Origin of the sequence: Rhizobium sp. NLR8a (assembly GCF_019685235.1) — a bacterium.
Lineage (GTDB): Bacteria > Pseudomonadota > Alphaproteobacteria > Rhizobiales > Rhizobiaceae > Rhizobium.
The window spans coordinates 205,374-228,238 of record NZ_JABDWI010000009.1 but is presented as its reverse complement, the minus strand read 5'-3'; the positions used below and the strand labels follow the sequence as shown (position 1 = coordinate 228,238).

The window sequence follows — 22,865 nt, the reverse complement described above, 5'->3', positions numbered from 1 at the left end:
CATCATTTTACGGCCGGGACGTAATTCCACAAAGCCGAGATGTGGCGACCGGCCCGTAACACCAGGGCCGGCATGCCACGGCCGGATCAGCGAGCGCGGACAGCCTTCTTCGGCGCCGGCAGCAGGCCCTCGCGCTGCAGCTTCTTGCGGGCAAGCTTGCGCTGGCGGCGAACGGCCTCTCCCTTTTCGCGGGCACGCTTCTCCGACGGCTTCTCATAAGCGCTGCGCGCTTTCATTTCCCGAAAAAGCCCTTCACGCTGCATCTTTTTCTTAAGCACGCGCAACGCCTGATCGACATTGTTATCCCTAACGAGTACCTGCAAACGAATATCCTTCCTGTCGGCGGCGAGGCCGCTGTCATATGATAAAAAATGGCGGGCTACTTGCCCATGCGGATTCCCGAAAATTTCAGCCACGGCTCGGCGTCATCGGCTTTGGCAGCCGCCTCAAGTGACGCCGCCCGTGGCGATTCCCCGATGTCGATATCGTCATCGGTAATGCGGCGCTCGAAATTCTCGCCGGTGAACTGGACGCGATATTGCACGTGCCCGTGATCGTTGGGCAGGATGCTGGCGATCCGGCACCGCTTGTCTGCCTTTGCCGTGCGGGTCATGCCGGACTTCAGCACGATCATGTCGCCGACCTTGTAGCTTGGCCTGCTCATTCTGCGTCCCTCAACTCTTCGGCTGCTCAATTTCAAAACAAAAGGCCGGGCTTGAACCCGACCTCTTCCAGTCATTCAGCCACCAAGCTGCCTTTGATGGTCAGCGCGCTGCCAGTACATCCGTGGTCAGCGCGCCGCAATCTGTGGTCAGCCAAGGCGAACGACAATCATGCGGCCTGAAGGTTATCGGCCGAATTCTTGCCGGACCGCTTGTCGCGGACCAGGTCGTAGCGGACCTTCTGACCTTCGGTGAGTTCGCGCATGCCGGCACGTTCGACTGCCGAAATATGGACGAAGACGTCCGTGGAACCATCATCGGGCTGGATGAAGCCAAAACCCTTGGTGCCATTGAACCACTTGACGACGCCTGAATTCATAACGATCTCCTTTTCAACCGTTTGAGTGCGCCCGGGACCGATTCCGCGGGCAATATCGATGTTGAGACGAGATCTGACGAAGCGCCTGAAGCGCATGGACAAAGAGTCACAAGCAATATTCGATACGCCACATGTAGGGGGTTTGTCGAATTAAGCAATGGATTTTCGAAAATAAATTCCTCTATAGGCAGCGAATGAGAAAGCGTTTGCCGAAAAGCTTGCCTTGGGCGGCCGGCTGGCGACCGCCCCGGCGGTATCACTGCCACACGACGATCGGCGCCTTTGTCGGAACGCGGTCGTAGAGATCGATGATATCCTGGTTCAACAGCCTGACGCAGCCCGACGAGACGGCCTTGCCGATCGAGCGCCAGTCGGGATTGCCGTGCAGGCGGTAGAGCGTGTCCTCGCCGTTCGAGAAGATATAGAGGGCGCGTGCGCCGAGCGGGTTCTTCAGACCCGGCTCCATGCCGCCGTTCTCGATAGAATATTTGACCAGTTCCGGCTGCCGGGCAACCATCTCGTTCGGCGGCTTCCAACGCGGCCATCTCTGACGCCACTGGATGACGCCCGATCCCTGCCAGGCGAAGCCCTCGCGGCCGATGCCGACGCCGTAGCGCATCGCCATGCCGTCGGCCTGGACGAGATAGAGGAAGCGCGACGGCGTATCGACCACGATCGTGCCTGGCGGCTGGCCGGTGGGGTCGAGGACACGCTGGCGATAGTAGCGCGGATCGATTTCTTCATAGGGAACGGCGGGAATGAGGAAGCCGCCGTCCTCGACGGGTCCGTACATGACGGCAAGCTCCGGACCGCTCGGCACGCTCGACGCTCCCGGTGACTGGAACAGGCGCATCGGCGAGCGGTAGATGATCGACGTGTCGCCGGATGTCACGGTGTTGGCGGAGGAGGCGCAGCCGGCGAGCGCGGAAGCTGCCGTCAGAGCCGAAAGGGAAAGAAAGCTGCGGCGGGAAAGATGTCTATCGGAACTCATGACGCGGGACTGATTTCCTTTTGATGCGGGAATGCTGGAATAACGACATCAAGAAATCTATCGGCTTGCGCCAAATAAACCATAGCTTCACGCAGACGTGTTCCAGCCGGAGCCGACGATATGAAGAGCGCTGTTGCAGCGCTACATCACAACGATCTCGGCCTTGGCGGGAAGCCGGTCGTAGAGATCGACGACATCCTGGTTCAGCATGCGCACGCAGCCCGACGACGTTGCCTTGCCGATCGACTGCCAGTCCGGCGTGCCATGGATGCGGTAAAGGGTGTCCTGCCCGTCCTTGAAAATATACATGGCGCGCGCGCCGAGCGGGTTCTGAAGCCCGGGATTCATGCCGCCATTTTCCGCGGAGAAGGCGCGAACTTCCGGTTGGCGCGAGACCATTTCGACCGACGGCGTCCAGCGCGGCCATTTCTGCTTCCACTGGATGACGCCGCGGCCCGTCCAGGCGTAGCCATCGCGACCGAGGCCGACACCGTAGCGCATCGCCTTGCCGTTAGCCTCGATCAAATAGAGGAAACGCGCCTTGGTATCGACGAGGACAGTGCCGGGGCGCTCGGTCGTCTGGTAGTCGACCTCCTGGCGCAGGAACTGCGGCTGCACACGGCTGATCGGGATCGCCGGCAGGGTGAAATCCTCGGCGCGCTGCTCGCCATACATTGCCATATGCACGGGATTGGTGAGCGGCAGGCCGTAAGTCTGGTGGAACTGGGTCTTGTAGAGTTCGCGCGTCTGGGGCACCGGCTGATCGGGGATCGGCCGCACCCGGCGCGGATCGACGCCCGGCGGCTGGTAGAAGACCGGCGAGGTTTCCTGAACGAAGCGGGCCGGCGAATCGGCAGCGACATCGGGGATCAGAATGTTGCAGCCGCCGAGCGGCGCGACAGCAATCGTAAGCCCGGCAATCGGCAAAACCCGGCGCAGAAAATTCATGGGACCACCCTTATCAACGATCGGCGAGATAGCGATATCTGCCGTCAGGATGACATCCGCGGCTGGCGCGAGGCTGGCGTTCGTCGCGATACAGGACAATGCTGTTTCGCCGACGGCAGAGCTTACGCCGCCACCCCGTGGAAGAAGCGGATGCTCTGTTCGATCTCGGCCGGCAGCGCTGAGGTGTGGTTGCCGGCGACGGTGTCGGTCTCGATATGGATGCCGGCGGCGCGGGCACGGCGGGCGAGCAGATCGGCGCGGTCGTTGAAATGCGACTCTTCCGTGCCGTGAACCACCCGGATGGGGCATTTGAAGCTGTGGGCGTAACAGAGCGCCGAACGCACCTCGAATTCATGCGCATTGCTGTCGTCGAAGCGGATGTCCTGCGGATAGCGGCTGAAGAAACGGAAGGCGTTCGGGTTGCCCGAAATCGGCGCGGCGGCGCGGAATTTATGGGTGCTCATCGCCGTCAGCATGGTGAGCGTGCCGCCGATGCTATGGCCGGCGATGAACAGGCGGCCGGGATCGACGCCCGGCAGATGCGCCAGGCGCTCGGTGGCGGCAAGCACATCGTCGACCTCATCGTAGAAGCCGGAGAAATTGCCCCTCTGGCCGTTTTCGCCGCGCAGCGACGGCATCATCACGACATAACCGGCATCCATATAGGGTTTCATCAGCTGCCAGTGGCCGACGCCCATGGCGTTACCGCCATGCAGGAACAGCACGGCCGGCATGGGCTTGCGCTCGCGCTTGTATCTGGAGACCCAGGCCGCCAGTTCCAGTTCGCCGCCATAGCCGGAACGATAGAATATCTTCTCGGCGTCGGCAGGCGCGGTCAGCGGTTCGTATTTGTCCGGCGCCGGCCCCTTCTGCAGGAGCTTCGTGCGGAACCGCCGGCGGACCGTGGCATAGTCGTACTTGGCAAGGCGCGGCTCGTCCGGCACATCGAAAGCGGCCGCCATGCGCGGCAGGATGAGCGCGCCGGCAAGCCCCGCCAGCACGGCGCGGCGTTGGCGGAAAAAGGAATTTTGTTCATACGAGCTCATGGCGCAGCACCCAAATCATTTCCCCCGGCACGCGAGATTTGCATCGGAAAACCGGTGCCGCCAATACACATGATGTTGAAAATATTGTCCTGCGTCATTGTTGCGCAGGAGCGCAAAGCTCAGCCAGGCTTTGCGTCGATCATCGCGATCAGCGTGCGCAGCCGGTCGGCCTCGTAGGAGGGTTTGTCGGGGCGAAGGCGGGCGATGCGGGGGAAGCGCATGGCGACCCCCGATTTGTGCCGCGTCGAGCGGTTGATGCCTTCGAAGGCCACCTCGACGACGAAGCCGAAATCCCTGTCGGCCCGCACGGCCCGTACCGGGCCGAAACGTTCGGTGGTGTTGTTGCGCACGAACTTGTCGAGCAGCTCGAGCTCGGCATCGGTGAAACCGAAATAGGCCTTTCCCACGGGCACAAGCTGTTCGCCGTCCTCGTCATCGGCCCAGACGCCGAAGGTGAAATCGGAATAGTAGCTGGAGCGCTTGCCGTGGCCGCGCTGCGCATACATCAGCACCGCATCGACATTATAAGGATTGCGCTTCCACTTGAACCAGGGGCCCTTCATGCGGCCCGCCTGGTAGATGCTGTCGCGCCGCTTGATCATCACGCCCTCGATCACCGGATCGGGCGGCGCGGCACGCAGAGCGTCGAGCTCCTCCCATGAGGAGAAAGGCACGAGTGGCGAGAGGTCGAACCGGTCATGGGGGGCGCGCTCGATAATCTCGGCCAGATGCGCGCGGCGGTCGACATAGGCGCGGCCGCGAATATCCTCGTCGCCGGCAAAGAGCAGGTCGTAGGCACGGATAAAGGCGGGGTAGTCGTCGAGCATCTTCGCCGTCACCGTCTTGCGGTTCAGGCGCTGCTGCAGGTCGGAGAAGGTGCGCGTCGGACTGTTGGAGCGGGCAGTGCCGCCGACCAGCAGCTCGCCGTCGACAACGCCGGAAAAATTGATCGCGTCGAGAACATCCGGAAAGGCGCCCGATATGTCGTCGCCCGAGCGCGAATAGATCTTGCGCCTGTCGCCGGAGCGCGACAGCTGGACGCGGATGCCGTCCCATTTCCACTCGGCGGCATAATCGGCCGGCTCGAGACTCGCCAAGTCCCCCTCCTCGACCGCATTGGCGAGCATGACGGAATGGAAGATCGCCGGTGTCGCCAGCGCCGGTTTCTCGCCGCCGCCCGCCAACCACTGAAACAGCGTCTCGTAAGGCGGCTGCAGGCCGTGCCAGAGGGTCTCGATCTCGGTGACGTCCTTGCCGCCGAGATCGGCCAACGCCTGCTTGGCAAGACGGGCGGAAACGCCGATGCGCAGCGCGCCGGTCGCAAGCTTGATGAAGGCGAACCGGCCTGACGAATCCAGCCGGTCAAGCAGATCTCGGACATAGCCGCGCACTTCGGTGCGGCCGAGGCCGTTCATGCGGGTGACGACCTCACCCAGGCGCGGCTGAGCCAGGGCCGAGCGGTCGATATCCCGCTCATTGTCCCAGACGAGCGAGATGGTCTCGGCGAGATCGCCGACATAATCATAGGAATAATGGAACAGCACCTCGTCGATGCGCTCCAGCACCAGGTCGCGCAGCATCGCCGGCTTGACGTTGCGCACCTCCAGCGTGCCGGCGATCGCCGCAAGGCCGTAGCCGCGGTCCGGATCGGGGGTGTCGCGGAAATAATCGGTCAGCAGCTTCAGTTTGCCGTTACGGCTGGGGGTCAGAACCAGGCGATCGAGGAGGTCGGCGAAGGCTTTCATGAGGCCCTCCTTCTGGCATGACGAAGCTCCACAGGAACTCCCTCATTCCCGTGCTCGTCACAGGAATCCAGCGCGCCAAAGTCCTTGGGCGCGGGAGACTCTTCAGGGTCGCAAGAGTTACTCCCCGCGCCGACGCGCGGTGGCTGGATTCCTGTGACGAGCACGCGAATGAGGGAGTGTGAGGCAGACGTCGCCGCCACATCCAGAGTGGCGGTAGAGGCAACAGGGTCGGCTGTAGACAGGTTTAGGGCCAATACGCAGCTCATCTCAATCCGCCTCATCCTCATAGCCCACCAGATGCAGCGGCTTCGCCTTGATGCCCTGCAACTGGCACCAGCGCACCAGGGCCTCCTCGCGGCCATGCGTCACCCAGACCTCGGCCGGGTGCAGCTCCCGGATGGTTTCGGTCAGTTCCGGCCAGTCGCAATGGTCGGAGATGACGAGCGGCAGTTCGACGCCGAGCTGTTTGGCGCGCTGACGCACCATCATCCAACCGGAGGCGAAGGCAGGCAGCGGCTCGTTGAAGCGGCGCGCCCAGCGGTCGGCAAAGGCCGATGACGGGCCGATGACGACGGCGCCCTTGAAGGCGGACTTGTCTCGGCTCTCGATCGTGGCGGGTTGCAGCTCGCCGAGATCGACGCCTTGGCCAACGTAATAGTCGCAGAGCTTTTCCATGGCGCCGTGGATATAGATCGGCTCGGCATAACCGGCGTCGCGCAGCAGCCGGATGACGCGCTGGGCCTTGCCGAGCGCATAGGCACCGACCAGATGGGTACGCTCGGGAAATTGGCGGAGCGAAGCCAGCAGCTTGCCGGTCTCATCCATCGGATCGGGATGATGGAAGACCGGCAGGCCGAAGGTCGCCTCGGTGATGAAGACATCGCAGGCGACCGGCACATAAGGGGCGCAGGTCGGATCGGGGCGGCGCTTGTAATCGCCGGAGACGACGATGCGCGTGCCGTCCTTCTCGATAGCGATCTGCGCGGAGCCAAGCACATGGCCGGCGGGATGAAAGCTCACCTTGACGCCGTTGACCAGCAGTTCCTCGTTAAAACCGACTGCCTGCTCACTGGCACAGAAGCCCTCGCCATAACGCAGGCGCATGATGTCGAGCGTCTGACGGGTGGCAAGCACGTTCACATGGCCGGGCCGGGCGTGATCGGAATGGCCGTGGGTGACGAGCGCCCGCTCGACCGGCCGCACCGGATCGACATAGAATCCGCCTTCCGGGCAATAGAGCCCTTCCGGGGCGGGATAAAGCAGCGCATCAGCTCTCATGGACCAAAAGATAGCGGGAAATGGGCGCGGGGCCAGAGGAGGCGATCGTCATCATCTGATCCCGTCGAGAAAGGATAAAATCGCGGCGTTGAACTCCGCCGGCCGCTGCAGCGGCGCGAAATGGCTGACGCCGGGCAGGTAGATCATCTGAGCGTCCGGGATGCTTGCGGCAAGATATTCGGCATGCTCGGCTTTTATGAATTCGTCATGTTGACCGAGCACGATCGCGACCGGAACGCCGATGCGGCCGAGGTCCTCCGCCCCATAATTCGGCTCGGTGCGCATCATCAGGCTGACCGCCTCGACGAAGGAATTGAAATCGTCCGGCGTGGCGGACAATGCCGCATAGTCCTTGGCGTGGCGGCTGAAGCATCGGTCGATGACCGGAGTCGGAACGAATTCCAGCGTGCCGCTCGGATCCATGTTGCAGGCGAAGAAAAAGACGCCCTCGACACGCGACGGCGCCGTCATGGCGAGGATCAGCGCGACGCAGGCGCCGTCGCTCCAGCCGACGAATGCCGCCGTCTCCAGCCGCAGTTCGTCCATCACCGCAAGCACGTCAGCGGCCATCAGCTCATAGCTGTAGGGGCGGGTATCGCGAGTGCTTCGACCATGGCCGCGGCTGTCGATCAGCACGACGCGGCGGCCGCTGGCGAGCAGCGCCGGGACCTGGTAGCCCCAGTTGCCGCTATGGCCTAGGCCGCCATGCAGCAGAATGACGGCAGGGCCTGTGCCGTAGCTCGCATACCAGATGCGGGCGCCGGCGCGCCCGACATGGCCTTCGACAGAAGCCGGCGGCAACGGCGCGGCCCCCTGCGCTTCGAAATGGATGAGTTCGTCGTCCTGTCGTTCCATCGCGATGCCAATCCTTTCCGGCGAATAACCCCGCGCATAGAAAAGCCGGAAAACAGCCCAAGAACAACCAGAATCGCTTTCTAGCTGCTTCCTCTATCGATGCAATCAGGAGGAGCGGAAAGATGGGCAGGAAGCTTTTCCATTGCGCGGCGGCCATCGCGCTCGCAGCCGCCGGCATCTATCTCAACAATACCAGCCTCATTGCCGAGCATCGGCCGGGAAAGCCGGTGCTGCTCGCCCATCGCGGCATCGCCCAGCGGTTCGACGAGACCGATCTGAAGAACGACACCTGCACGGCAAGCCGCATGCTGCCGCCGAAACACGACTATCTGGAAAACACCATCCCCTCGATTCAGGCGGGCTTCGCAGCCGGGGCCGATATCGTCGAGATCGACGTGCATCCGACGACGGACGGCGAATTCGCCGTCTTTCACGACTGGATGCTCGACTGCCGCACCGATGGGCACGGCGTGACGCGCGAGCATTCGATGGCGGAGATGAGGAGGCTCGACATCGGCTACGGCTATACGGCCGATGGCGGCAGGAGCTTTCCTTTTCGCGGCCGGGGTATCGGCATGATGCCGACGCTGGCGCAAGTGCTTTCGACCTTTCCGGATCGGCGCTTCCTCATCAACATCAAAAGCCGCGATCCGTCCGAGGCGGAAAAGCTCGCAGCCGTGCTGAACGGACTAACGGCCGCTCGGCGGGCCGGCATCATCGTCTATGGCGGCGATGAGCCGATCGACGTGCTCGGCCGGCTCGCGCCAGATATCAGAACTGCATCGCGCAAGAGCCTGAAAGGCTGCCTTTTCGGCTATATCGGCTATGGCTGGACCGGCCTCCTGCCTGATGCCTGCAAACATCGGATGATGCTGGTGCCGATCAACATCGCGCCCTGGCTCTGGGGCTGGCCGGACCGCTTTCTCAACCGGATGGACGATGCCGGCACTGAGGTTTTCGTGCTCGGGCCCTATCGCGGCGGCGATTTTTCCACCGGCATCGACGATGCCGCGCAACTGGCGCGGCTGCCGCATAACTATGCGGCAGGCCTATGGACGAATGAGATCGAGGCAATCGGCAAGCTGATGGAATGAGGCGGAGCCGCCCTGCGCCTCAGAACTCCTCCCAATCGCCGCCGGCGACGGCGGCATTGCCACGGAAGGCCGCGCTCACCTTCGCGGCCATTGCCCGCGGCGCCGATGCGACCGGTCTGGAAGCGGCGGTCGCCACGGCGGGGCGGTGCTGGCGTGCGGCGGGACCGCCGATGTTGAACTGTGCCAGCAGTTGAAATAGTGCGTCCGCCTCCTTGGCGAGGCTGTGGGCGGCAGCCGTCGATTCCTCGACCATGGCCGCATTCTGCTGCGTGCCTTGGTCCATGGTGTTAACCGCGGTGTTGATTTCCTTCAGTCCCGTCGCCTGCTCCTTGGAACTTTCGACGATCGCGAGAACATTGCCGTTGACCTGCTGAACCTGTGCGACGATCTCTTCGAGCGCCCTGCCGGTTTCGCCGACCAGGGTCACCCCGCTCTTCACATGCTCGTTGGAGGCGCTGATGAGCTCCTTGATCTCTTTCGCCGCTTTGGCCGATCTCTGAGCAAGCTCGCGAACTTCCTGCGCGACCACCGCAAAACCCTTGCCGGCATCGCCCGCGCGCGCCGCCTCGACGCCCGCGTTCAGCGCCAACAGGTTGGTCTGGAAGGCGATTTCGTCGATTACGCCGATGATATTGCCGATCTCCGCCGATGATGTCTCGATCTTGCCCATCGCATCGACGGCGCTGCGGACCACCGCGCCGGAACGCTCGGCATTCTCGCGCGTCCTTCTCACCAGTTGGCCGGCCTCCTGAGCGCGGTTGCTGGAATCGGAGACCGTTGTGGTGATCTCTTCCAGGGCGGCGGCGGTTTCCTCGACGGAGGCCGCCTGCTGTTCCGTGCGCTTCGACAAATCGTCCGAGGCGGAGCGAACTTGCTGAGCTCCGGCGGCGATGCCGGTTGCGTTTTCGGCCACGGCCTGCATCGCTGCGCGCAGCTTGCCGACAGCGGCATTGAAGTCGGTTCGGAGTTTTTCCAGGGTCGGAATGAACGGGGTTGCGACTTCCTGGGTTAAATCGCCGCCGGAGAGCGCCATCAAGGATGCCGCCAACTGATCGACATTATTGACGCGGGCAGTGACGTCGGTCGCGAACTTGACGACCTTGAACACCTTACCGTTCATGTCGAAGATCGGGTTGTAGGACGCCTGGATATAGACCTTTCTGCCGCCCTTGCCGATGCGCAGAAACTCATCCGCCACGAATTCGCCACCTGACAGGCGCGCCCAGAACCGCCGGTAATCGTCACTGTTGACGTAAGCGCTGTCGCAAAACATCGAATGATGGCGCCCCTGGATCTCGGCAAGCTGATAACCGAGCGCCGACAGGAAATTCTCGTTGGCCGTCAAGATCTCGCCCTTCGGCGTGAATTCGATCACCGCCTGGGCGCGCGACAGCGCGCTTATCTTGCCGGCATCCTCGGCGCTTTGCAGCTTCTGCCTGGTGATATCGGTCGCGAATTTCACCACTTTGTAGGGCTTGCCGCCACTGAAGACCGGATTATAGGAGGCTTCGATCCAGATTTCCTTGCCGCCCTTGCCGATCCGCTTGTATTGGCGCTGGTCGAACTCGCCTCTGCCGAGCTTCGCCCAGAATTCGCGATAGCCGGCCGACGAGGCTTCCGCGGGTTCGACGAACATCCGGTGATGCTGGCCAACAATCTCAGACAGTTGATAACCGAGGGCAGCACAGAAATTGGCATTGGCCGTGAGAATCTTGCCGGTAAGGTCGAATTCGATGATGGCCTGCGACCTGCTCATCGCCGCCAGTACGGCCTTGGCATCCGAACCGAAGCCGAATCCTATTGTCTTCATGCTCTTCCCCCTTGCTCACATCGAGCGAATGACTGCCGCCACCCATCACGGATTTGCGCTGGACGGGCACCCCTGAAATAAAATCCGATATATTCTTTAAGCTTCCTTTAACCGAGACGTTGCGAAACCGGATGGCCAATGGTCGAGCCGTACGGACAAATAAGAAAACAGAATCATTGGCTTGAAACACGATTTCCGCGTCGGAAGCTGATTTTCTGGGAAGTTGGCGAACGCGAAGCCACTGATTTTTTCGCCTCGGCCGCTTCGAATAGTTCGAAGATCCGTAAACTCTTTGTTAAGCAACGGCCGTCCGTCTGTTGCCGGCAGCTAAGGGCCTTTCCGTTTTTTCTCGGCAGATGCATATTCCACCGTGCTTGGAGCATGCAGAATCAACTTCCGGTACGAGCGGATAAGTGGACACCTCAGCCGCCAGGCGCCGCGAAAGCGATCGGAGAAAGACATGCCGCTCGAGGGCGAGTTCAACCGAATTGAAGAAGTCGCTGCAGGCTTCAACACGCATTACGAAGTCTTCAAATATATGAAGCGTCTTACCCAGGACCTGGGCATGACGGCTTTCCTGATCATGACGCTCCCTACGGTCGACGTCGTCGAAATAGGCGCGACAAAGATCATCACCAACTGGCCGGCGGAGATGGTCGACTATTACGACGCCCATAACCTGTTGGTCGACAGTCCGGTCATCCGGCGGATGCTGAGGTCGACCAGCCCCTTCAACTATGATGTCGAGGCGATCAATACCGATCGCGGAGCAGCCAAGAAGTCCACCGTCATCGAGTTGTTCAGGCGCTATGGCATGGAAAAGGGCGCCTATTTTCCCGTGCACGATGCCGCGGCTGGACGCGGCGCCCTTTCGATTTCGGGACCCCGAAATTTCAGCATGGTGGAAATGGCCAAGATCCTGTTTATCGCCACGTTGATTTATGATCGGCTGTCACAGCTGACACTGAACGAGAAACACAAGCCGGTTGCCTTTACGCGGAGCGAGCTGGACTGCCTGAGGCTAACGGCCGGAGGCAGGAAGAGCAGCGAGATCGCGAAGCTTCTCGATCTCTCGGAAAACGCGGTCAACAATCAGATCGGCAGCGTGATCAGGAAGCTGGGATGCACGACGAGAACGCAGGCAGTGGTCAGCGCTCTGCGTCTCAACATCATTCGGGTCTAAGCGAGCGATCCGTTCGCGACGAGCAAGCTGAGGAAAAGTTCAGAGAAGCTGCGCCTGCAGCAATGCCGGAATCTCCTCCGGCGAGACGGGCTTCGAGAAGCGGTAGCCCTGCGCCTCCTCGCAATGCGCCTGGCGCAGGAAAGCCATCTGGGCATCGGTCTCGACGCCTTCTGCGAGAACCGACAGCTTCAGCGTCTGCGCCAGCGAAATGACGGCCGAGGCGATGGCGACGGCTGTTTTGTCGCCCGGCAGGGCCTCGACCAGCGAACGGTCCATCTTCAGCCGGTCGAAGGGGAAGGTCTTCAGTGCCGCAAGGCTGGAATAGCCGGAACCGAAATCGTCGATCGACAGGCGTACGCCGAGCGCCCTCAGCTGCTCCATCATGGCGAGCGCCCGCTCGGCATCCTGCATCACCACGCTTTCGGTGACCTCGAGCTCCAGCCAGCGGGATTGCAGGTGGTTGCGCTCCAGCGCCTCGGCGACATGGCTTGCAAAATCCGGATCGGCGAACTGCTTGGCCGATACATTGACGGCGATCGTCAGCGGCGTCAGGCCCATATCCTGCCAGCTGCGCGCCTGGCGGCACGCCTCGTTCAGCACCCAGAGGCCGAGTGGAACGATGAGGCCGGTCTCTTCGGCGAGCGGAATGAAATTGAAGGGCGGCACCCTACCCTTTGCCGGATGGTTCCAGCGGACCAGCGCCTCAATGCCGGTGATACGGCCGCTGGCGACATCCACCTGCGGCTGATATTCCAGGAACAGCTGATCGCCGGTGATCGCCTGGTGCCATGAAATGGATGCGGTCGTCGACGCGCTTGCGTTCGATGGCGATGCCGGCGATATGGGTGGCGAGCGCCACCAGCCTCGTTTCATGCTCCGTCGGACGGCGTACCTCCATGGAATAGAGCGCGAAGGTGCCGAGCACGTTATTCTCAGAGGTAGCGATCGGCGTCGACCAGCAGGAGCGAAAGCCGAAAGGGGCAACCAGCGCGCGGAAATCCTCCCACAGCGGATCGCTCAGGACGTCCTCGACGATAACGGGCTGGCCACGCCAGGCGGCGGTGCCGCAGGAGCCGACCTTGGGGCCGATCGTGACACCGTCGATGAGCCGGCTGTAGCCTCCGGGAAGATTGGGAGCCGCACCGTGATAGAGCCTGGTGCCCTCGCCATCGAGCAGGAGAACCGAGCCGTCGATCCCCGTCAGCTGGGCTTCGATCATCAGCACCAGCGCCTCGAGGATCATCGGCAGCGGTTCATTGCGGGCGATCATCTCGAGCAGTTTCGCCTGGCCGCGATGGAGCTCCTCCTGCAGCTTGCGTTCGGTGATATCGCGGGAAACGCCGATCAGGCCGACGACCTCGCCGCGATCGTTGCGCAGCGGTATCTTCGAGGTCAGCCGGCATATCGGCTTGACGGCGCCGGGAAGGACGACCGTTTCCTCCATGTCGATGCGGGCTTCGCCGGTCGCCATGATCTGCTGCTCGATATCGAAATGGCGGCGCGCCGCCTCGAAATCGAACAGGTCGAAATCACGCTTGCCGGCAATCTCTTCGGCGCTGAGGCCGAGGCTGGCCGCCGTGACAGCGTTGGCGAAGACAAAGCGGCTGTCACGGTCCTTGACGTAGAGGAAGTCCGGAAGTTCGTGGATAATCGCCTTCAGGCGCAGGTTCTCAACGCCTTCCGCGAGGTGATGGGCGGTCGATGCCATCATCGCCTCGCTCGCGGCAACGAAACGCCGTGTTTCGGCCGTCAGGGCATCGACGGATTCCCGTCGCCTGGCACTCGGTTCGTGCATGACGCCATTCTCCCCAGTGGCTGAAGGCCTATCCCGCAACATCCATTTATTTTCCCTTCAAAGTAGTCCGCATTCCCTTCGGGTTGCTTAAATGAAAGGGTGAACAACACCCCAATATAAGCGGCGAGATCCTGCAATCGGCCTCCGCCGCAACAAGAATTTTGAACGGCTGTGAAGGGCCTGTGCCAAAAGAAGACAGGCGGGTTGGCACGTTTTCTGCTACGGGCGCGTCATGACAGGAGAGCCCGGAATGCCCTTTCGCCGCGACATGCTTCTCTTTCTCGCCGCCTCCGCATTTGCGGGAGGGACATCGCGCGCGCTTGCCTCACCGCTGACGGCTGCCAGCCAGCCCGATCTGCGCGGCGCGATCGACGCAGTGGAATATCGCGCCGCTCCCGAAAGCGGCGACCGCAAGACCCGCAACCTGGAGCAGATGATCAGGCAGGCGGCGGCCGAGAACGTGCCGGTCTTCCTGCCGCCCGGCACCTATAAGATCTCCAACCTCACCCTGCCCGACAATACGCGCATATCAGGCGTGCCCGGCGCCTCGCGGATCGTCTATACCGGCGACGGCCATCTGTTTGCGGCCGAGAACATCAGGCGCATCGAGCTTTCCAATCTCGTCATCGACGGCGGCAACCGCTGGCTCGGCGATTACGCCGGCGGGCTCCTGCAATTTACCGGCGTCGACGAGGTGCTGATCGACAATTGCGAGATCGGCGGCAGCCGCAAACACGGCCTGCAACTGGAGCGCTGCGGCGGTCGGATCGAACGCAGCCGCATTTCGGGCGCCGCCCAATCAGGGCTCTACGCCGTCGATTCCGCCAATCTGTCGATCACGGGCAATACGGTCTCGAATTGCGGCAATGGCGGCATCCTCGTGCATCGCTGGAAGAAGGCGGAGGACGGCACGGTCGTTTCCGGCAACCGGATTTTCAACATCCGCGCCAACGACGGCGGCACCGGCCAGAACGGCAACGGCATCAATGTCTTTCGCGCCGACGGGGTGATGGTGGTGAACAACCAGATTTCCGACTGCGCCTTTACCGCCATCCGCGCCAATTCGGCCTCGAATATCCAGATCAGCAGCAACCAGTGCCGGCGCTCCGGCGAGACGGCAATCTATGTCGAATTCGCCTTCGAAGGCGCCGTCGTCTCCGCCAATATGGTTGACGGCGCGGCAAACGGCATCTCGATCGCCAATTTCGACGAGGGCGGACGGCTCGCGAGCGTCACCGGCAATGTCGTGCGCAACCTGACGCTGAAAGGCCCCTACAAGCACGAGGTCGGCTTCGGCATCGGCATTGCGGCGGAAGCCGATACGCTGGTGTCCGGCAATGTGATCGAGGGCGCGCCACGCTGGGGCCTGCAGATCGGATGGGGGCCTTATCTCAGAAATGTCGTCGTCAGCGGCAATGTGGTGCGCAAGGCGCCTGTGGGATGCGCCGTCTCGGTCGCCGAGGGGGCAGGCACGGCCGTCATCACCGACAACATCTTCCAGGAGGTTGGCGAAGGGGCGGTCCTCGGTTTTGAGTGGGACAGACAAGTCTCCGCTGAAATGGCGGGCGGCGGCGCACCCTATGCGCAGTTGACCGTTGAGCGAAACCGCGTGTCCTGACACGCGGCTCCGCCTTTGCTCAGTGCGTCTGATAGGTGCCGGTGACGGTCGCTTCCGCCAATGCGTGTTTCCTTGCCTCCGCCCACATCGCGCTGATACCGGCGGCATCCGGCGTAGAAAGCTTCGGCACGTCGAGGGCCGCGAGGCGGAAGATGTAGTGATGCGGGCGATCGCCTGCCGGCGGCTGCGGGCCATCGTAACGGGCATTGCCAAAATCGTTCTTGTAGAAGCGCGGCGCCTGCTCCGGCGCCGTATCGACGCTTTCGGCCAGGGCGCTCCACTCAGCGGGAATATTGGCAATGCCGCAATGGCGGAACGTGCCATGCGGAGCATCCGGATCCTCAACCACCAGAGCAAAGCTCCTGGTCTCCTCGGGGGCGCCGCTCCAGGTAAGGGGCGGAAAGAGGTTCTCGCCGGCGCGCGCATATTTCTTCGGGATCGGCTGATCCTGGGCAAAAGCCTTGCTGATCAATGTCAAAGTCATGACATTCTCCTTTCTAAGGGGCTCCTTGATGTTCGGGGCTCCGTCATCGTCAGGGACGACCGCTTCCCTTTTTATGATCGCTCTCCTGATTGCGGCCGCGCGTCATGGCCCGGTCGTCGTTGCGGAGGTCCGGATCGGCCTTCAGATCATTGCCTTTGCGATAGGCTTCCTTCGCCTGCTCATTGCGTTGCAGATCCGCCCCGGCGTCGAAATCCTCGCCGGCATTTGCGGTTTTCTCGCGTTTCTCGATGACACGAAGCTGTTGTTCATGCGTCTTCTTGCCCGTCATGAGTTCCTCCTTTGCCTGGCCTGCGCTGCGCACGCGGCTCATCGCTTTTCGGCGCCGCGAGGGCGCCAATCTCAGGGTCCAACCCGCCGGCTCTCTCATTGTTCCCAATTGTGCTCGATCCGGTCGGGAAGGTCCCGGCCGCATCAAAAGCTTTCATCGTCCCATCAGCGGCGAGGACTTTTCCGAGGGTGATCCGGCGTCTACGGTTCCTGCGACACAGCGAGGGAATATCGTCATGCTGACAATCTATGGGGTCTATCGATCGCGCGCTTCGCGCGTCTACTGGATTGCGGAGGAGCTCGGGCTCGAATTCCGCTCCGTGCCCGTGCTGCAGGCCAGGCGGCTTGCCGACCCGCTCGCCGAAGAGGCGCCGCTCAACACGCATTCGCCCGAGTTCACCGCCCTCAACCCGATGGCGCAGATCCCCAGCATTCGCGACGGCGACCTCATCATGCACGAGTCGCTGGCGATCAATCTCTACCTCGCGCGCAAGCATGGCGGGCAGCTTTCCGGCCAAACCGTCGAGGAGGACGGATTGCTGACGATGTGGACGATCTGGGCGGCCTCGCAGGTCGAGCCGCATTCGGTGCGGATCGTCCTGACCTATGATAACGGGCTTGAGAACAGCGACGACGGCAAGCAGACGATCGCCGCCGCCTGCTACGGGCTGCGCCGGCCGCTTGCGGCGCTCGAAGGTCACCTCGCTGGCGGGCAGTGGATCGTCGGCGATCGCTTCACCGTCGCCGATCTCAACATCGCCGAGGTGTTGCGTTATGCCCAGAGCGAGGCGGATCTTTTCGACGCGCATCCGAACATCAAGGCCTGGATCGAACGCTGCCAGTCCCGCCCGGCCTACAAGGCGATGCAGGCGGCCCGCAGCAAGGAGCCGATCGAGGTTTAACGCTACCGAAAAAGCGCCAGCGTGCCGGCCATTTCCTCGCGGATCCAGGCCTTGAAATCCTTGACCTTCTTCGGCTCGCGTGTGCCTTCGGCCGTCACGAAATAATGGCCGAAGCCGGTTTTCGCGCGAATGCCGAACGGCGCTGCCAGCCGGCCTTCGGCCAGCGCAAAGGCGGCAAGCGTCTGCCAGGCGAGCATGACGCCCTGGCCAGCGATCGCCGCGTCGAGGCAGAGCGAGGCGTCGTTGAAGACGTGGCGCGTCGCAAGCGTCGCGCCCGACAGTCCGGCCTCGCTCATCCAGACTTCCCAGCTGAACATGGCCGGGCCATCGATAATGGCAGGCAAAGCGAGGATGTCGGCAGGCTGTTTCAGGTTGGCCGCCATCTCGGGCGAACAAACAGGAAAGACCTCCTGCTCCAGCAGCAACTCGGCCTTCACATCGGGCCATTTGCCGGCGCCGACGCGGATGCCGATGTCGACGTCTGAGATCGCGGGATTGACGAGATTGGTCGTCGCATCCAGCCGCAGCTTGATGTCGGGGTAACGTTTGGCGAAGCGATGAAGCCGATGGACGAGCCAGCGGGCGGCGAAAACCGGCGCCACCGAGATGGTCAGGATCGTATCGTCCTTGCGGCTTGCGATCGAGACTGCCGCCGAAAGGCGGGCAAAGCCCTCGTCGAGCGCTGTGAGCACCGGACGGGCGGCTTCGGTGGCGATCATGCCCCGGGCGGTGCGCTCGAAGATCACTTGCCCCAATTGCGCCTCGGCCTTGATCACCTGCTGGCTGACCGCGCCGACCGAAACGCCGAGCTCGTCGGCGGCCGCCTGCAGCGAGCCAAGACGACCGACGGCCTCCAGTGCCCTGAGGCCGTTGAGATGGACGCTATTCAGGTTCTTCATATAGTTTTCCTATAACGCCGCCGCGGTAATCTCAATTGAAAAAGCACCGGTGCAGGCAGACATTATAAGCATAGAGGATCCCACTCGACCGGCGACGACGCGGTGAGAGGGAGAGGGTTATTTGGCACCAGCGGCCGGGTGGTCACCTTTCCGCGTCGCTGGAGAATGCGAGGCTTGCCATGTCGTGGCTGAAGTTTTTCTTGAAGCCCGCCGTTGCGGCGGGCGCGCAAATCTACCCGGCCTGGAAGAACGACCCGCTTCGGCATCCCGAGGTCCAACGCATGTCGCTGCGCGAAATCGCCGATCTGCCGCTGGGAGCGGAGAGCGGTTTGCATGCCGAGGGCAGGTCGCCGCTGGCAAAATGCGTGTGAGCACCGCTCCCGCGCATTTGCTAATTTGCCTTATGCCGGCGTCCGTTAAACGGCAGATGCCTGCCAGCAAATCACCGGACCGTCCTCAGGATCGATGCGCTCGCCGGTGCGGATAAAGCCATTTCGTTCGAGGACACGCTGCGAAGCGATGTTTTCCATGGCCGTATCGGCCGAAACGAGGGTTACGCGCGGATCCTGCCGCGCCCATTCCAGCAATTCTCCTATGGCGCGCGTGACGGATCCACGTCCTTGGCGGCTGGGCGCGATCCCATAGCCGATGTGGATTTCGCCGTTCTGAGGTGCGCGAATGATGGAGCACAGCCCGACGATTTCGGTCGCCTCCACAATCATCCAGGCCGACGGGATGAATTGGGCGGCGATCTCTGCTGCAATCCTGGCCAGCATCTCCAGGACCTCAGGAGGCGCGATGGCGCTATCGGAAACCAGGCTGGTATTTACAGGCGCGAAACCTTTCAGCAATGCGTTGAAATCATGGGCCGTCAATTCGATGATCATATTCTTCTCGACATTGCGCATGCGCCGGTTTTGACGCGTCAAGCCGAGCGATGGAGCGAGACCAGCCCTCGATCAATTCGAGCGGTGTCTCGCCGTTCGCCTCGGCCGCAATGATGATTTTCAGAGCAGCAAGCGCCGGTAGTCAAGAGAGTCTCTGAGGTGCCCCTGCGGGGGCCTCGAAGGATGGGGCGGACATGCTGGCGTTGGATGGGATGCCGTTCATTATCTCGTCGGATTGGCCGGATCCTCGCTGACGCCGACGCGGTGGCGATAGACCATTTCCCAGCCTTTCCAGCCGTTGAATAGAAGAAGGGCGGTAGCGATCAAAGACAGCACCAATCCGGTCGGGACGATGAAGTCCCCGCCTTCGGCCAGCCGCCGCCCGAGGTTGAAGGCCTCGATCAGGACGAGAATGACGTTTCCGATCATGTGAAACCAGGCGTCGCGCAGGTCGCGAATGCGGCTGTCGCCGAAAGAGTCGATCAAGCCGGCAACTGCCGCCAACGCCGCCATGACAAGGCCGGCGCCGAGCATCCAGTTGGTCGCAACTGCCCAGGCCGGATCGCCCGATCTGGCGTAGACGATGTCGACAACAAGCGTGCCGACGAAGGCGGCGACGGGGAACGGGATCAACATCGGGTGGATCGGATGACCGGCAATGCTCAACGTGCTTTTCGGGTTCATCCTATCCTCCTTTGACCTTCCGCAATGCATCTTCCCTATAGGCAGCGATATGGTCGCTCTTGTCGCTCTTGATCTCGTATTGGGGTGAGGCCTCGGTGGCGCGGCGGCGATGACCTTTGTAGTCAAAATCCCGGGTGTGGATCGCAATGATGTGGCCGGAGACCTGCCCGGCCTCCGAATTCCAGGTGACGTGATCTCCCCGAGCAGATTTGGCCATGTCGCACAATTCGTCAGATGCCGCAGAGCATGCGTCAAACATCCAGACCGCCTGCTTTGTTCCGGTCATGGCCGACAAGCTGAAACCCGTAGCTGTGGAGAAGAGACCTGCGTGCTTGGCCCGTGCGAATGGACCCCGCCCCGCAAAAGGCTATCGCCCGGCCGGAGCCACCGAGCGTGAAGACCGTTGAAATATCGAGGGCGCGGTGATAATTCCTGCATCGGGTCTGCAGTTCACCCAGGCATCGCCGTTCTCCGGAACACGCTAAACCTGACAATGACTGAGATATGGACACCGATCCCGTGCCATGTCGGAAGGGCGATCACCGATAATCCATCCGGAACGGCACGACCAAAGGATAGGTCATGTCCAGAAAACTCATCCCGCTCCAGGTGAGCGATGCCTCCGCATTTGCCAAGTCGCTTCGCCTGCAGCTCTCCGCCCATGAGGGGCTTCCCTCTCACCTCCAGTTCTTGAACATGCTGGCACGGGCTGCCGGTTACGGCAATTTCCAGAGCCTGCGGGCGCAAACTGATCTCGTTGACAGCGAGGCCCTCCCCCCGACAGCGGCGCCTGTCGCCGACCCCGCGGTCGACCGAAAGCATATCGACCGTGTTCAACGCAGGTTCGACCAAGAGCTTCGCCTGATACGCTGGCCCTCGCGGCGCATGGATCAGATCACGGCGCTTTGGATTCTCTGGTCGTATATTCCCTCAGCGAGGGATATGTCCGAAAAAGAAGTCAATGCTCTTCTTCGCGACAGGCACCTGTTTGGAGATCACGCTTTGCTGCGTCGGGAACTTTGTGACCTCGGCCTGATGCGCCGGACGCGCGACGGCAGCGTCTACCGGCGCGTCGAACGGCCGATGCCGAACAATGCGGCGACGATCCTGCGTCAGTGTTCGCAGCGCCAGGCACACTGACCGCCGTTGCGGAGGCGCCCGACCGAAGACGGCCTTCGAAACGGCGCCTCATTCCTCTTTCGTGTCATCGTCGCCGGGCTGCCGCCTGCGGCGCGAACGAAGATTGCCGAAGCCCATATAGTGATCGGCATCCGAGGTGTTCCATCGGCCGGCAAGGACGATGATCGCGATGGCTGCAGCGACGATGAGCAAGGCGCAGATTATTTCCATGCCTTCAATGTAGCGCAGGCGGGGATCGGTCAAAGGTGGTGGCGACACAAGGCCGAAGCGATCGGTCGAAACTCAACTTGTCTTTGCACGAATCTCACTTCGCGCTAGCCTGTGTCGCAAGCCCCATCGCCGCCCGAGTCGGCTCGCATCACATCCGAGGGAATAGACATGCCGGCTTTGATCGAAGCACGGGGCGTCAGCAAGCGCTTCCGGCAGCACAAGAGATTTCCGGGCCTGCTCGGCGCCTTCAAGACGCTGGTGACGAGCGAATATACCGAGGTTCAGGCCGTTTCCGATATCGGCTTCGATATTACGGCCGGCGAGGCCGTCGGCTATCTCGGCCCGAACGGCGCCGGCAAATCGACGATGATCAAGATGATGACCGGCATTCTGGTGCCGAGCGAGGGCACGCTTTCGGTGCTCAGCCGCACGCCGCATCTCTCCCGCATGGACAATGCGCGCGAGATCGGCGTCGTCTTCGGACAGCGCAGCCAGCTGTGGTGGGACCTGCCGCTGATCGACAGTTTTACCCTGCACCAGCGCATCTATGATATCCGGGCTTCCCGCTATGCGGACAATCTGCGTCACTTCAGCGAGCTGCTCGATCTCTCGCCCTTCCTCGACCGGGCGGTGCGCCAGCTCAGCCTCGGCCAGCGCATGCGCGCCGAGATCGTCATGTCGCTGCTGCACGATCCGAAGATCCTCTTCCTCGACGAACCGACGATCGGGCTCGACGTGGTCGCCAAGGATGCCGTGCGTCGGTTCCTCGCCGAGATCAACCGCGAACGCGGCGTCACCATCATTCTCACCACCCATGACCTGCAGGACATCGAGACGATCTGCCCGCGGCTGATCATGGTCGATCACTCCAGGCTGATCTTCGATGGCGAATTGCGCAGCCTGCGCGCCGCCCTCGGCTCGGCCCGGCGGCTGACGCTGGAATTTGCCAGCGACCCCGGCCCCTTGCGGCTCAGCACGGCGTCGCTCGTCAACGACGAGGGCCTGCGTAAGGAATATCTGATCGAGCGCGAAGACGTGTCGCTGGTCAAAATTCTTTCGGAGGTCGGCAGCGACCGCGATCTCAAGGATGTGGCGCTGCACGAGCCTGACATCGAAGAAGTCATCCGCACCTTCTACCAGGGTCGCAACGCCAGGGCCAGGGCCTCATGAGCGCCTATCTCGCCTTCACCCGCAGCTCCTTTCACGCGCAGCTCGCCTACCGCAACGAGGTCTGGGCCAACATCTTCGGCAAGCTTGTACAGGTCGTCGCTCGCGTCGCCATCTGGCTCGCCGTCTATGCCGGCGTCGGCGCGACCGTCGTCGACGGCGTTTCGCTGCAGCAGATGGTGACCTACGCCCTGCTCGGCGGCGCTGTCATGGGCGCCACCCGCCCGGAAAGGGTCATCGGCGAGATCGGCCGCTCGCTCAAAACAGGCGATATCGCCGTCTGGCTGCTGAAGCCGCTCTCCTATCCGCTCTATCTCTTCGCCAATGAATGCGGCAGCTTTTTCTACCGACTGGCGACGCAGGTAATCCCGACCATCACCTTCACGGCCCTATTCTACGGCATGCTGGCGCCGGCAAGCCTGTTTCACGGCCTGATGTTTATCGCCTTCTGGGCGCTGTCCTTCGCGCTGATCTTCCTGATGTCGGCGCTTTTCGGCCTGATCGCCTTCTGGCTGATGACGAGCTTCTCGCTGGACTGGATCCTCGGCGCCTTGCTGCATCTCTTCTCCGGCCTGCTGGTGCCCTTCTGGTTCTTCCCCGAGCCCTTGGCGACGATCGCCCGCCACTTGCCCTTCGCCTGGGTCGTCTATTATCCCAATGCCGTCTATCTCGGCAGGCTCTCAGTGGCCGACACCTTGCTGCATCTCGGCCTCGGCCTCGGCTGGGCCGGTCTGTTCCTTTTGGGCGTGCTCTGGCTGTGGCGCCTGGCCTCGCGCCGCATCACCGTGCAGGGAGGCTGA

The 22,865-nt window shown here is 62.2% G+C and carries 25 protein-coding genes and 1 pseudogene; 8 read left to right on the top strand and 18 right to left on the bottom strand.

Annotated elements, in window-relative coordinates; genetic code table 11:
- Positions 1–86: 86 nt before the first annotated feature.
- The 9 genes from rpsU to HJC04_RS18935 all read right to left on the bottom strand — a co-directional run bounded on the left by rpsU (position 87) and on the right by HJC04_RS18935 (position 7,904).
- Positions 87–323 (bottom strand): 30S ribosomal protein S21, encoded by a 237-nt coding sequence (gene rpsU, locus HJC04_RS18975; RefSeq protein ID WP_011424510.1) that lies wholly within the window; start codon positions 321–323, stop codon positions 87–89.
- Between the two features lie 56 nt (positions 324–379).
- Entirely contained in the window at positions 380–664 is a 285-nt protein-coding gene (locus tag HJC04_RS18970) for a cold-shock protein (RefSeq protein ID WP_210628676.1), read from the bottom strand.
- A 167-nt stretch (positions 665–831) separates the two neighbouring features.
- A complete protein-coding gene (locus HJC04_RS18965; protein ID WP_011424508.1) occupies positions 832–1,041 on the bottom strand; it encodes a cold-shock protein in 210 nt (69 codons plus the stop codon).
- Between the two features lie 256 nt (positions 1,042–1,297).
- Positions 1,298–2,032, bottom strand: a complete 735-nt coding sequence (locus HJC04_RS18960; protein WP_210628677.1) for a L,D-transpeptidase — start codon at positions 2,030–2,032, stop codon at positions 1,298–1,300.
- 141 nt (positions 2,033–2,173) lie between these two features.
- Positions 2,174–2,980, bottom strand: coding sequence for a L,D-transpeptidase (locus tag HJC04_RS18955; RefSeq protein ID WP_221146834.1), 807 nt, complete (start codon positions 2,978–2,980; stop codon positions 2,174–2,176).
- Positions 2,981–3,102: 122 nt separating this feature from the next.
- Complete coding sequence (locus HJC04_RS18950; protein ID WP_221146833.1) at positions 3,103–4,026, bottom strand: S9 family peptidase; 924 nt, start codon at positions 4,024–4,026, stop codon at positions 3,103–3,105.
- 119 nt (positions 4,027–4,145) lie between these two features.
- Positions 4,146–5,771 (bottom strand): cisplatin damage response ATP-dependent DNA ligase, encoded by a 1,626-nt coding sequence (locus HJC04_RS18945; RefSeq protein ID WP_210628680.1) that lies wholly within the window; start codon positions 5,769–5,771, stop codon positions 4,146–4,148.
- Positions 5,772–6,038: 267 nt separating this feature from the next.
- Positions 6,039–7,049: a ligase-associated DNA damage response exonuclease gene (locus HJC04_RS18940; protein WP_210628681.1), complete on the bottom strand. Its 1,011-nt coding sequence runs from the start codon at positions 7,047–7,049 to the stop codon at positions 6,039–6,041.
- A 51-nt stretch (positions 7,050–7,100) separates the two neighbouring features.
- The gene (locus HJC04_RS18935) at positions 7,101–7,904 is read right to left on the bottom strand and encodes an alpha/beta fold hydrolase (RefSeq protein ID WP_221146832.1); all 804 of its coding nucleotides are present in this window, start codon (positions 7,902–7,904) and stop codon (positions 7,101–7,103) included.
- Between the two features lie 122 nt (positions 7,905–8,026).
- Between HJC04_RS18935 and HJC04_RS18930 the strand changes: the two genes are divergently transcribed.
- Entirely contained in the window at positions 8,027–8,998 is a 972-nt protein-coding gene (locus tag HJC04_RS18930; protein WP_210628683.1) for a glycerophosphodiester phosphodiesterase family protein, read from the top strand.
- A gap of 19 nt (positions 8,999–9,017) precedes the next feature.
- Here HJC04_RS18930 and HJC04_RS18925 read toward each other — a convergent pair whose 3' ends face one another.
- Positions 9,018–10,808 carry a PAS domain-containing methyl-accepting chemotaxis protein gene (locus HJC04_RS18925; RefSeq protein ID WP_210628684.1) on the bottom strand — a complete coding sequence of 597 codons (1,791 nt, stop codon included), beginning with the start codon at positions 10,806–10,808 and terminating at the stop codon, positions 9,018–9,020.
- A 460-nt stretch (positions 10,809–11,268) separates the two neighbouring features.
- Between HJC04_RS18925 and HJC04_RS18920 the strand changes: the two genes are divergently transcribed.
- Positions 11,269–11,991 carry a LuxR family transcriptional regulator gene (locus HJC04_RS18920; RefSeq protein WP_210628685.1) on the top strand — a complete coding sequence of 241 codons (723 nt, stop codon included), beginning with the start codon at positions 11,269–11,271 and terminating at the stop codon, positions 11,989–11,991.
- Positions 11,992–12,030: 39 nt separating this feature from the next.
- On the opposite strand, the pseudogene HJC04_RS18915 reads toward HJC04_RS18920, so the two are convergent.
- Positions 12,031–13,786, bottom strand: a pseudogene (locus tag HJC04_RS18915) (EAL domain-containing protein).
- Positions 13,787–14,036: 250 nt separating this feature from the next.
- On the opposite strand from HJC04_RS18915, the gene HJC04_RS18910 reads away from it, so the two are divergent.
- Positions 14,037–15,404, top strand: coding sequence for a TIGR03808 family TAT-translocated repetitive protein (locus HJC04_RS18910; RefSeq protein WP_221146831.1), 1,368 nt, complete (start codon positions 14,037–14,039; stop codon positions 15,402–15,404).
- A gap of 19 nt (positions 15,405–15,423) precedes the next feature.
- Here the strand turns inward: HJC04_RS18910 and HJC04_RS18905 are convergent, their stop codons facing one another.
- Positions 15,424–15,888 (bottom strand): YbhB/YbcL family Raf kinase inhibitor-like protein, encoded by a 465-nt coding sequence (locus HJC04_RS18905; RefSeq protein WP_221146830.1) that lies wholly within the window; start codon positions 15,886–15,888, stop codon positions 15,424–15,426.
- A gap of 49 nt (positions 15,889–15,937) precedes the next feature.
- A complete protein-coding gene (locus HJC04_RS18900) occupies positions 15,938–16,177 on the bottom strand; it encodes a hypothetical protein (protein ID WP_221146829.1) in 240 nt (79 codons plus the stop codon).
- Positions 16,178–16,412: 235 nt separating this feature from the next.
- On the opposite strand from HJC04_RS18900, the gene HJC04_RS18895 reads away from it, so the two are divergent.
- Positions 16,413–17,078, top strand: a complete 666-nt coding sequence (locus tag HJC04_RS18895) for a glutathione S-transferase family protein (protein WP_210628689.1) — start codon at positions 16,413–16,415, stop codon at positions 17,076–17,078.
- Positions 17,079–17,080: 2 nt separating this feature from the next.
- On the opposite strand, the gene HJC04_RS18890 is transcribed toward HJC04_RS18895, so the two are convergent.
- On the bottom strand, positions 17,081–17,977 hold the full coding sequence (locus HJC04_RS18890; RefSeq protein ID WP_221146828.1) for a LysR substrate-binding domain-containing protein: 897 nt from the start codon (positions 17,975–17,977) through the stop codon (positions 17,081–17,083).
- Positions 17,978–18,156: 179 nt separating this feature from the next.
- Here HJC04_RS18890 and HJC04_RS18885 point away from each other — a divergent pair, with 179 nt between their 5' ends.
- The gene (locus HJC04_RS18885) at positions 18,157–18,348 is read left to right on the top strand and encodes a hypothetical protein (RefSeq protein ID WP_221146827.1); all 192 of its coding nucleotides are present in this window, start codon (positions 18,157–18,159) and stop codon (positions 18,346–18,348) included.
- A gap of 45 nt (positions 18,349–18,393) precedes the next feature.
- Here the strand turns inward: HJC04_RS18885 and HJC04_RS18880 are convergent, their stop codons facing one another.
- The 3 genes from HJC04_RS18880 to HJC04_RS18870 all read right to left on the bottom strand — a co-directional run bounded on the left by HJC04_RS18880 (position 18,394) and on the right by HJC04_RS18870 (position 19,765).
- Positions 18,394–18,885 (bottom strand): GNAT family N-acetyltransferase, encoded by a 492-nt coding sequence (locus tag HJC04_RS18880; RefSeq protein WP_210628692.1) that lies wholly within the window; start codon positions 18,883–18,885, stop codon positions 18,394–18,396.
- Positions 18,886–19,086: 201 nt separating this feature from the next.
- The gene (locus HJC04_RS18875) at positions 19,087–19,548 is read right to left on the bottom strand and encodes a DUF2231 domain-containing protein (RefSeq protein ID WP_221146826.1); all 462 of its coding nucleotides are present in this window, start codon (positions 19,546–19,548) and stop codon (positions 19,087–19,089) included.
- A gap of 1 nt (position 19,549) precedes the next feature.
- Entirely contained in the window at positions 19,550–19,765 is a 216-nt protein-coding gene (locus HJC04_RS18870) for a DUF2945 domain-containing protein (RefSeq protein WP_210631670.1), read from the bottom strand.
- Between the two features lie 365 nt (positions 19,766–20,130).
- Here HJC04_RS18870 and HJC04_RS18865 point away from each other — a divergent pair, with 365 nt between their 5' ends.
- Complete coding sequence (locus tag HJC04_RS18865) at positions 20,131–20,688, top strand: DUF2087 domain-containing protein (protein ID WP_210628693.1); 558 nt, start codon at positions 20,131–20,133, stop codon at positions 20,686–20,688.
- A 48-nt stretch (positions 20,689–20,736) separates the two neighbouring features.
- Here the strand turns inward: HJC04_RS18865 and HJC04_RS18860 are convergent, their stop codons facing one another.
- Positions 20,737–20,880: a hypothetical protein gene (locus HJC04_RS18860; RefSeq protein ID WP_210628694.1), complete on the bottom strand. Its 144-nt coding sequence runs from the start codon at positions 20,878–20,880 to the stop codon at positions 20,737–20,739.
- Positions 20,881–21,066: 186 nt separating this feature from the next.
- Here HJC04_RS18860 and HJC04_RS18855 point away from each other — a divergent pair, with 186 nt between their 5' ends.
- Both HJC04_RS18855 and HJC04_RS18850 read left to right on the top strand, forming a co-directional pair.
- Positions 21,067–22,068 (top strand): ATP-binding cassette domain-containing protein, encoded by a 1,002-nt coding sequence (locus HJC04_RS18855; protein ID WP_221146825.1) that lies wholly within the window; start codon positions 21,067–21,069, stop codon positions 22,066–22,068.
- Positions 22,065–22,865 (top strand): ABC-2 family transporter protein, encoded by an 801-nt coding sequence (locus HJC04_RS18850; RefSeq protein ID WP_221146824.1) that lies wholly within the window; start codon positions 22,065–22,067, stop codon positions 22,863–22,865. The genes HJC04_RS18855 and HJC04_RS18850 overlap by 4 nt, the downstream gene beginning before the upstream one ends.

Bases quoted from the DNA above. Each gene is read 5' to 3' on its own strand.
- HJC04_RS18970 (WP_210628676.1), bottom strand. From the start codon at position 664: ATGAGCAGGCCAAGCTACAAGGTCGGCGACATGATCGTGCTGAAGTCC.
- HJC04_RS18965 (WP_011424508.1), bottom strand. From the start codon at position 1,041: ATGAATTCAGGCGTCGTCAAGTGGTTCAATGGCACCAAGGGTTTTGGC.
- HJC04_RS18960 (WP_210628677.1), bottom strand. From the start codon at position 2,032: ATGAGTTCCGATAGACATCTTTCCCGCCGCAGCTTTCTTTCCCTTTCG.
- HJC04_RS18955 (WP_221146834.1), bottom strand. From the start codon at position 2,980: ATGAATTTTCTGCGCCGGGTTTTGCCGATTGCCGGGCTTACGATTGCT.
- HJC04_RS18950 (WP_221146833.1), bottom strand. From the start codon at position 4,026: ATGAGCTCGTATGAACAAAATTCCTTTTTCCGCCAACGCCGCGCCGTG.
- HJC04_RS18945 (WP_210628680.1), bottom strand. From the start codon at position 5,771: ATGAAAGCCTTCGCCGACCTCCTCGATCGCCTGGTTCTGACCCCCAGC.
- HJC04_RS18940 (WP_210628681.1), bottom strand. From the start codon at position 7,049: ATGAGAGCTGATGCGCTGCTTTATCCCGCCCCGGAAGGGCTCTATTGC.
- HJC04_RS18935 (WP_221146832.1), bottom strand. From the start codon at position 7,904: ATGGAACGACAGGACGACGAACTCATCCATTTCGAAGCGCAGGGGGCC.
- HJC04_RS18930 (WP_210628683.1), top strand. From the start codon at position 8,027: ATGGGCAGGAAGCTTTTCCATTGCGCGGCGGCCATCGCGCTCGCAGCC.
- HJC04_RS18925 (WP_210628684.1), bottom strand. From the start codon at position 10,808: ATGAAGACAATAGGATTCGGCTTCGGTTCGGATGCCAAGGCCGTACTG.
- HJC04_RS18920 (WP_210628685.1), top strand. From the start codon at position 11,269: ATGCCGCTCGAGGGCGAGTTCAACCGAATTGAAGAAGTCGCTGCAGGC.
- HJC04_RS18910 (WP_221146831.1), top strand. From the start codon at position 14,037: ATGCCCTTTCGCCGCGACATGCTTCTCTTTCTCGCCGCCTCCGCATTT.
- HJC04_RS18905 (WP_221146830.1), bottom strand. From the start codon at position 15,888: ATGACTTTGACATTGATCAGCAAGGCTTTTGCCCAGGATCAGCCGATC.
- HJC04_RS18900 (WP_221146829.1), bottom strand. From the start codon at position 16,177: ATGACGGGCAAGAAGACGCATGAACAACAGCTTCGTGTCATCGAGAAA.
- HJC04_RS18895 (WP_210628689.1), top strand. From the start codon at position 16,413: ATGCTGACAATCTATGGGGTCTATCGATCGCGCGCTTCGCGCGTCTAC.
- HJC04_RS18890 (WP_221146828.1), bottom strand. From the start codon at position 17,977: ATGAAGAACCTGAATAGCGTCCATCTCAACGGCCTCAGGGCACTGGAG.
- HJC04_RS18885 (WP_221146827.1), top strand. From the start codon at position 18,157: ATGTCGTGGCTGAAGTTTTTCTTGAAGCCCGCCGTTGCGGCGGGCGCG.
- HJC04_RS18880 (WP_210628692.1), bottom strand. From the start codon at position 18,885: ATGCGCAATGTCGAGAAGAATATGATCATCGAATTGACGGCCCATGAT.
- HJC04_RS18875 (WP_221146826.1), bottom strand. From the start codon at position 19,548: ATGAACCCGAAAAGCACGTTGAGCATTGCCGGTCATCCGATCCACCCG.
- HJC04_RS18870 (WP_210631670.1), bottom strand. From the start codon at position 19,765: ATGGCCAAATCTGCTCGGGGAGATCACGTCACCTGGAATTCGGAGGCC.
- HJC04_RS18865 (WP_210628693.1), top strand. From the start codon at position 20,131: ATGTCCAGAAAACTCATCCCGCTCCAGGTGAGCGATGCCTCCGCATTT.
- HJC04_RS18855 (WP_221146825.1), top strand. From the start codon at position 21,067: ATGCCGGCTTTGATCGAAGCACGGGGCGTCAGCAAGCGCTTCCGGCAG.
- HJC04_RS18850 (WP_221146824.1), top strand. From the start codon at position 22,065: ATGAGCGCCTATCTCGCCTTCACCCGCAGCTCCTTTCACGCGCAGCTC.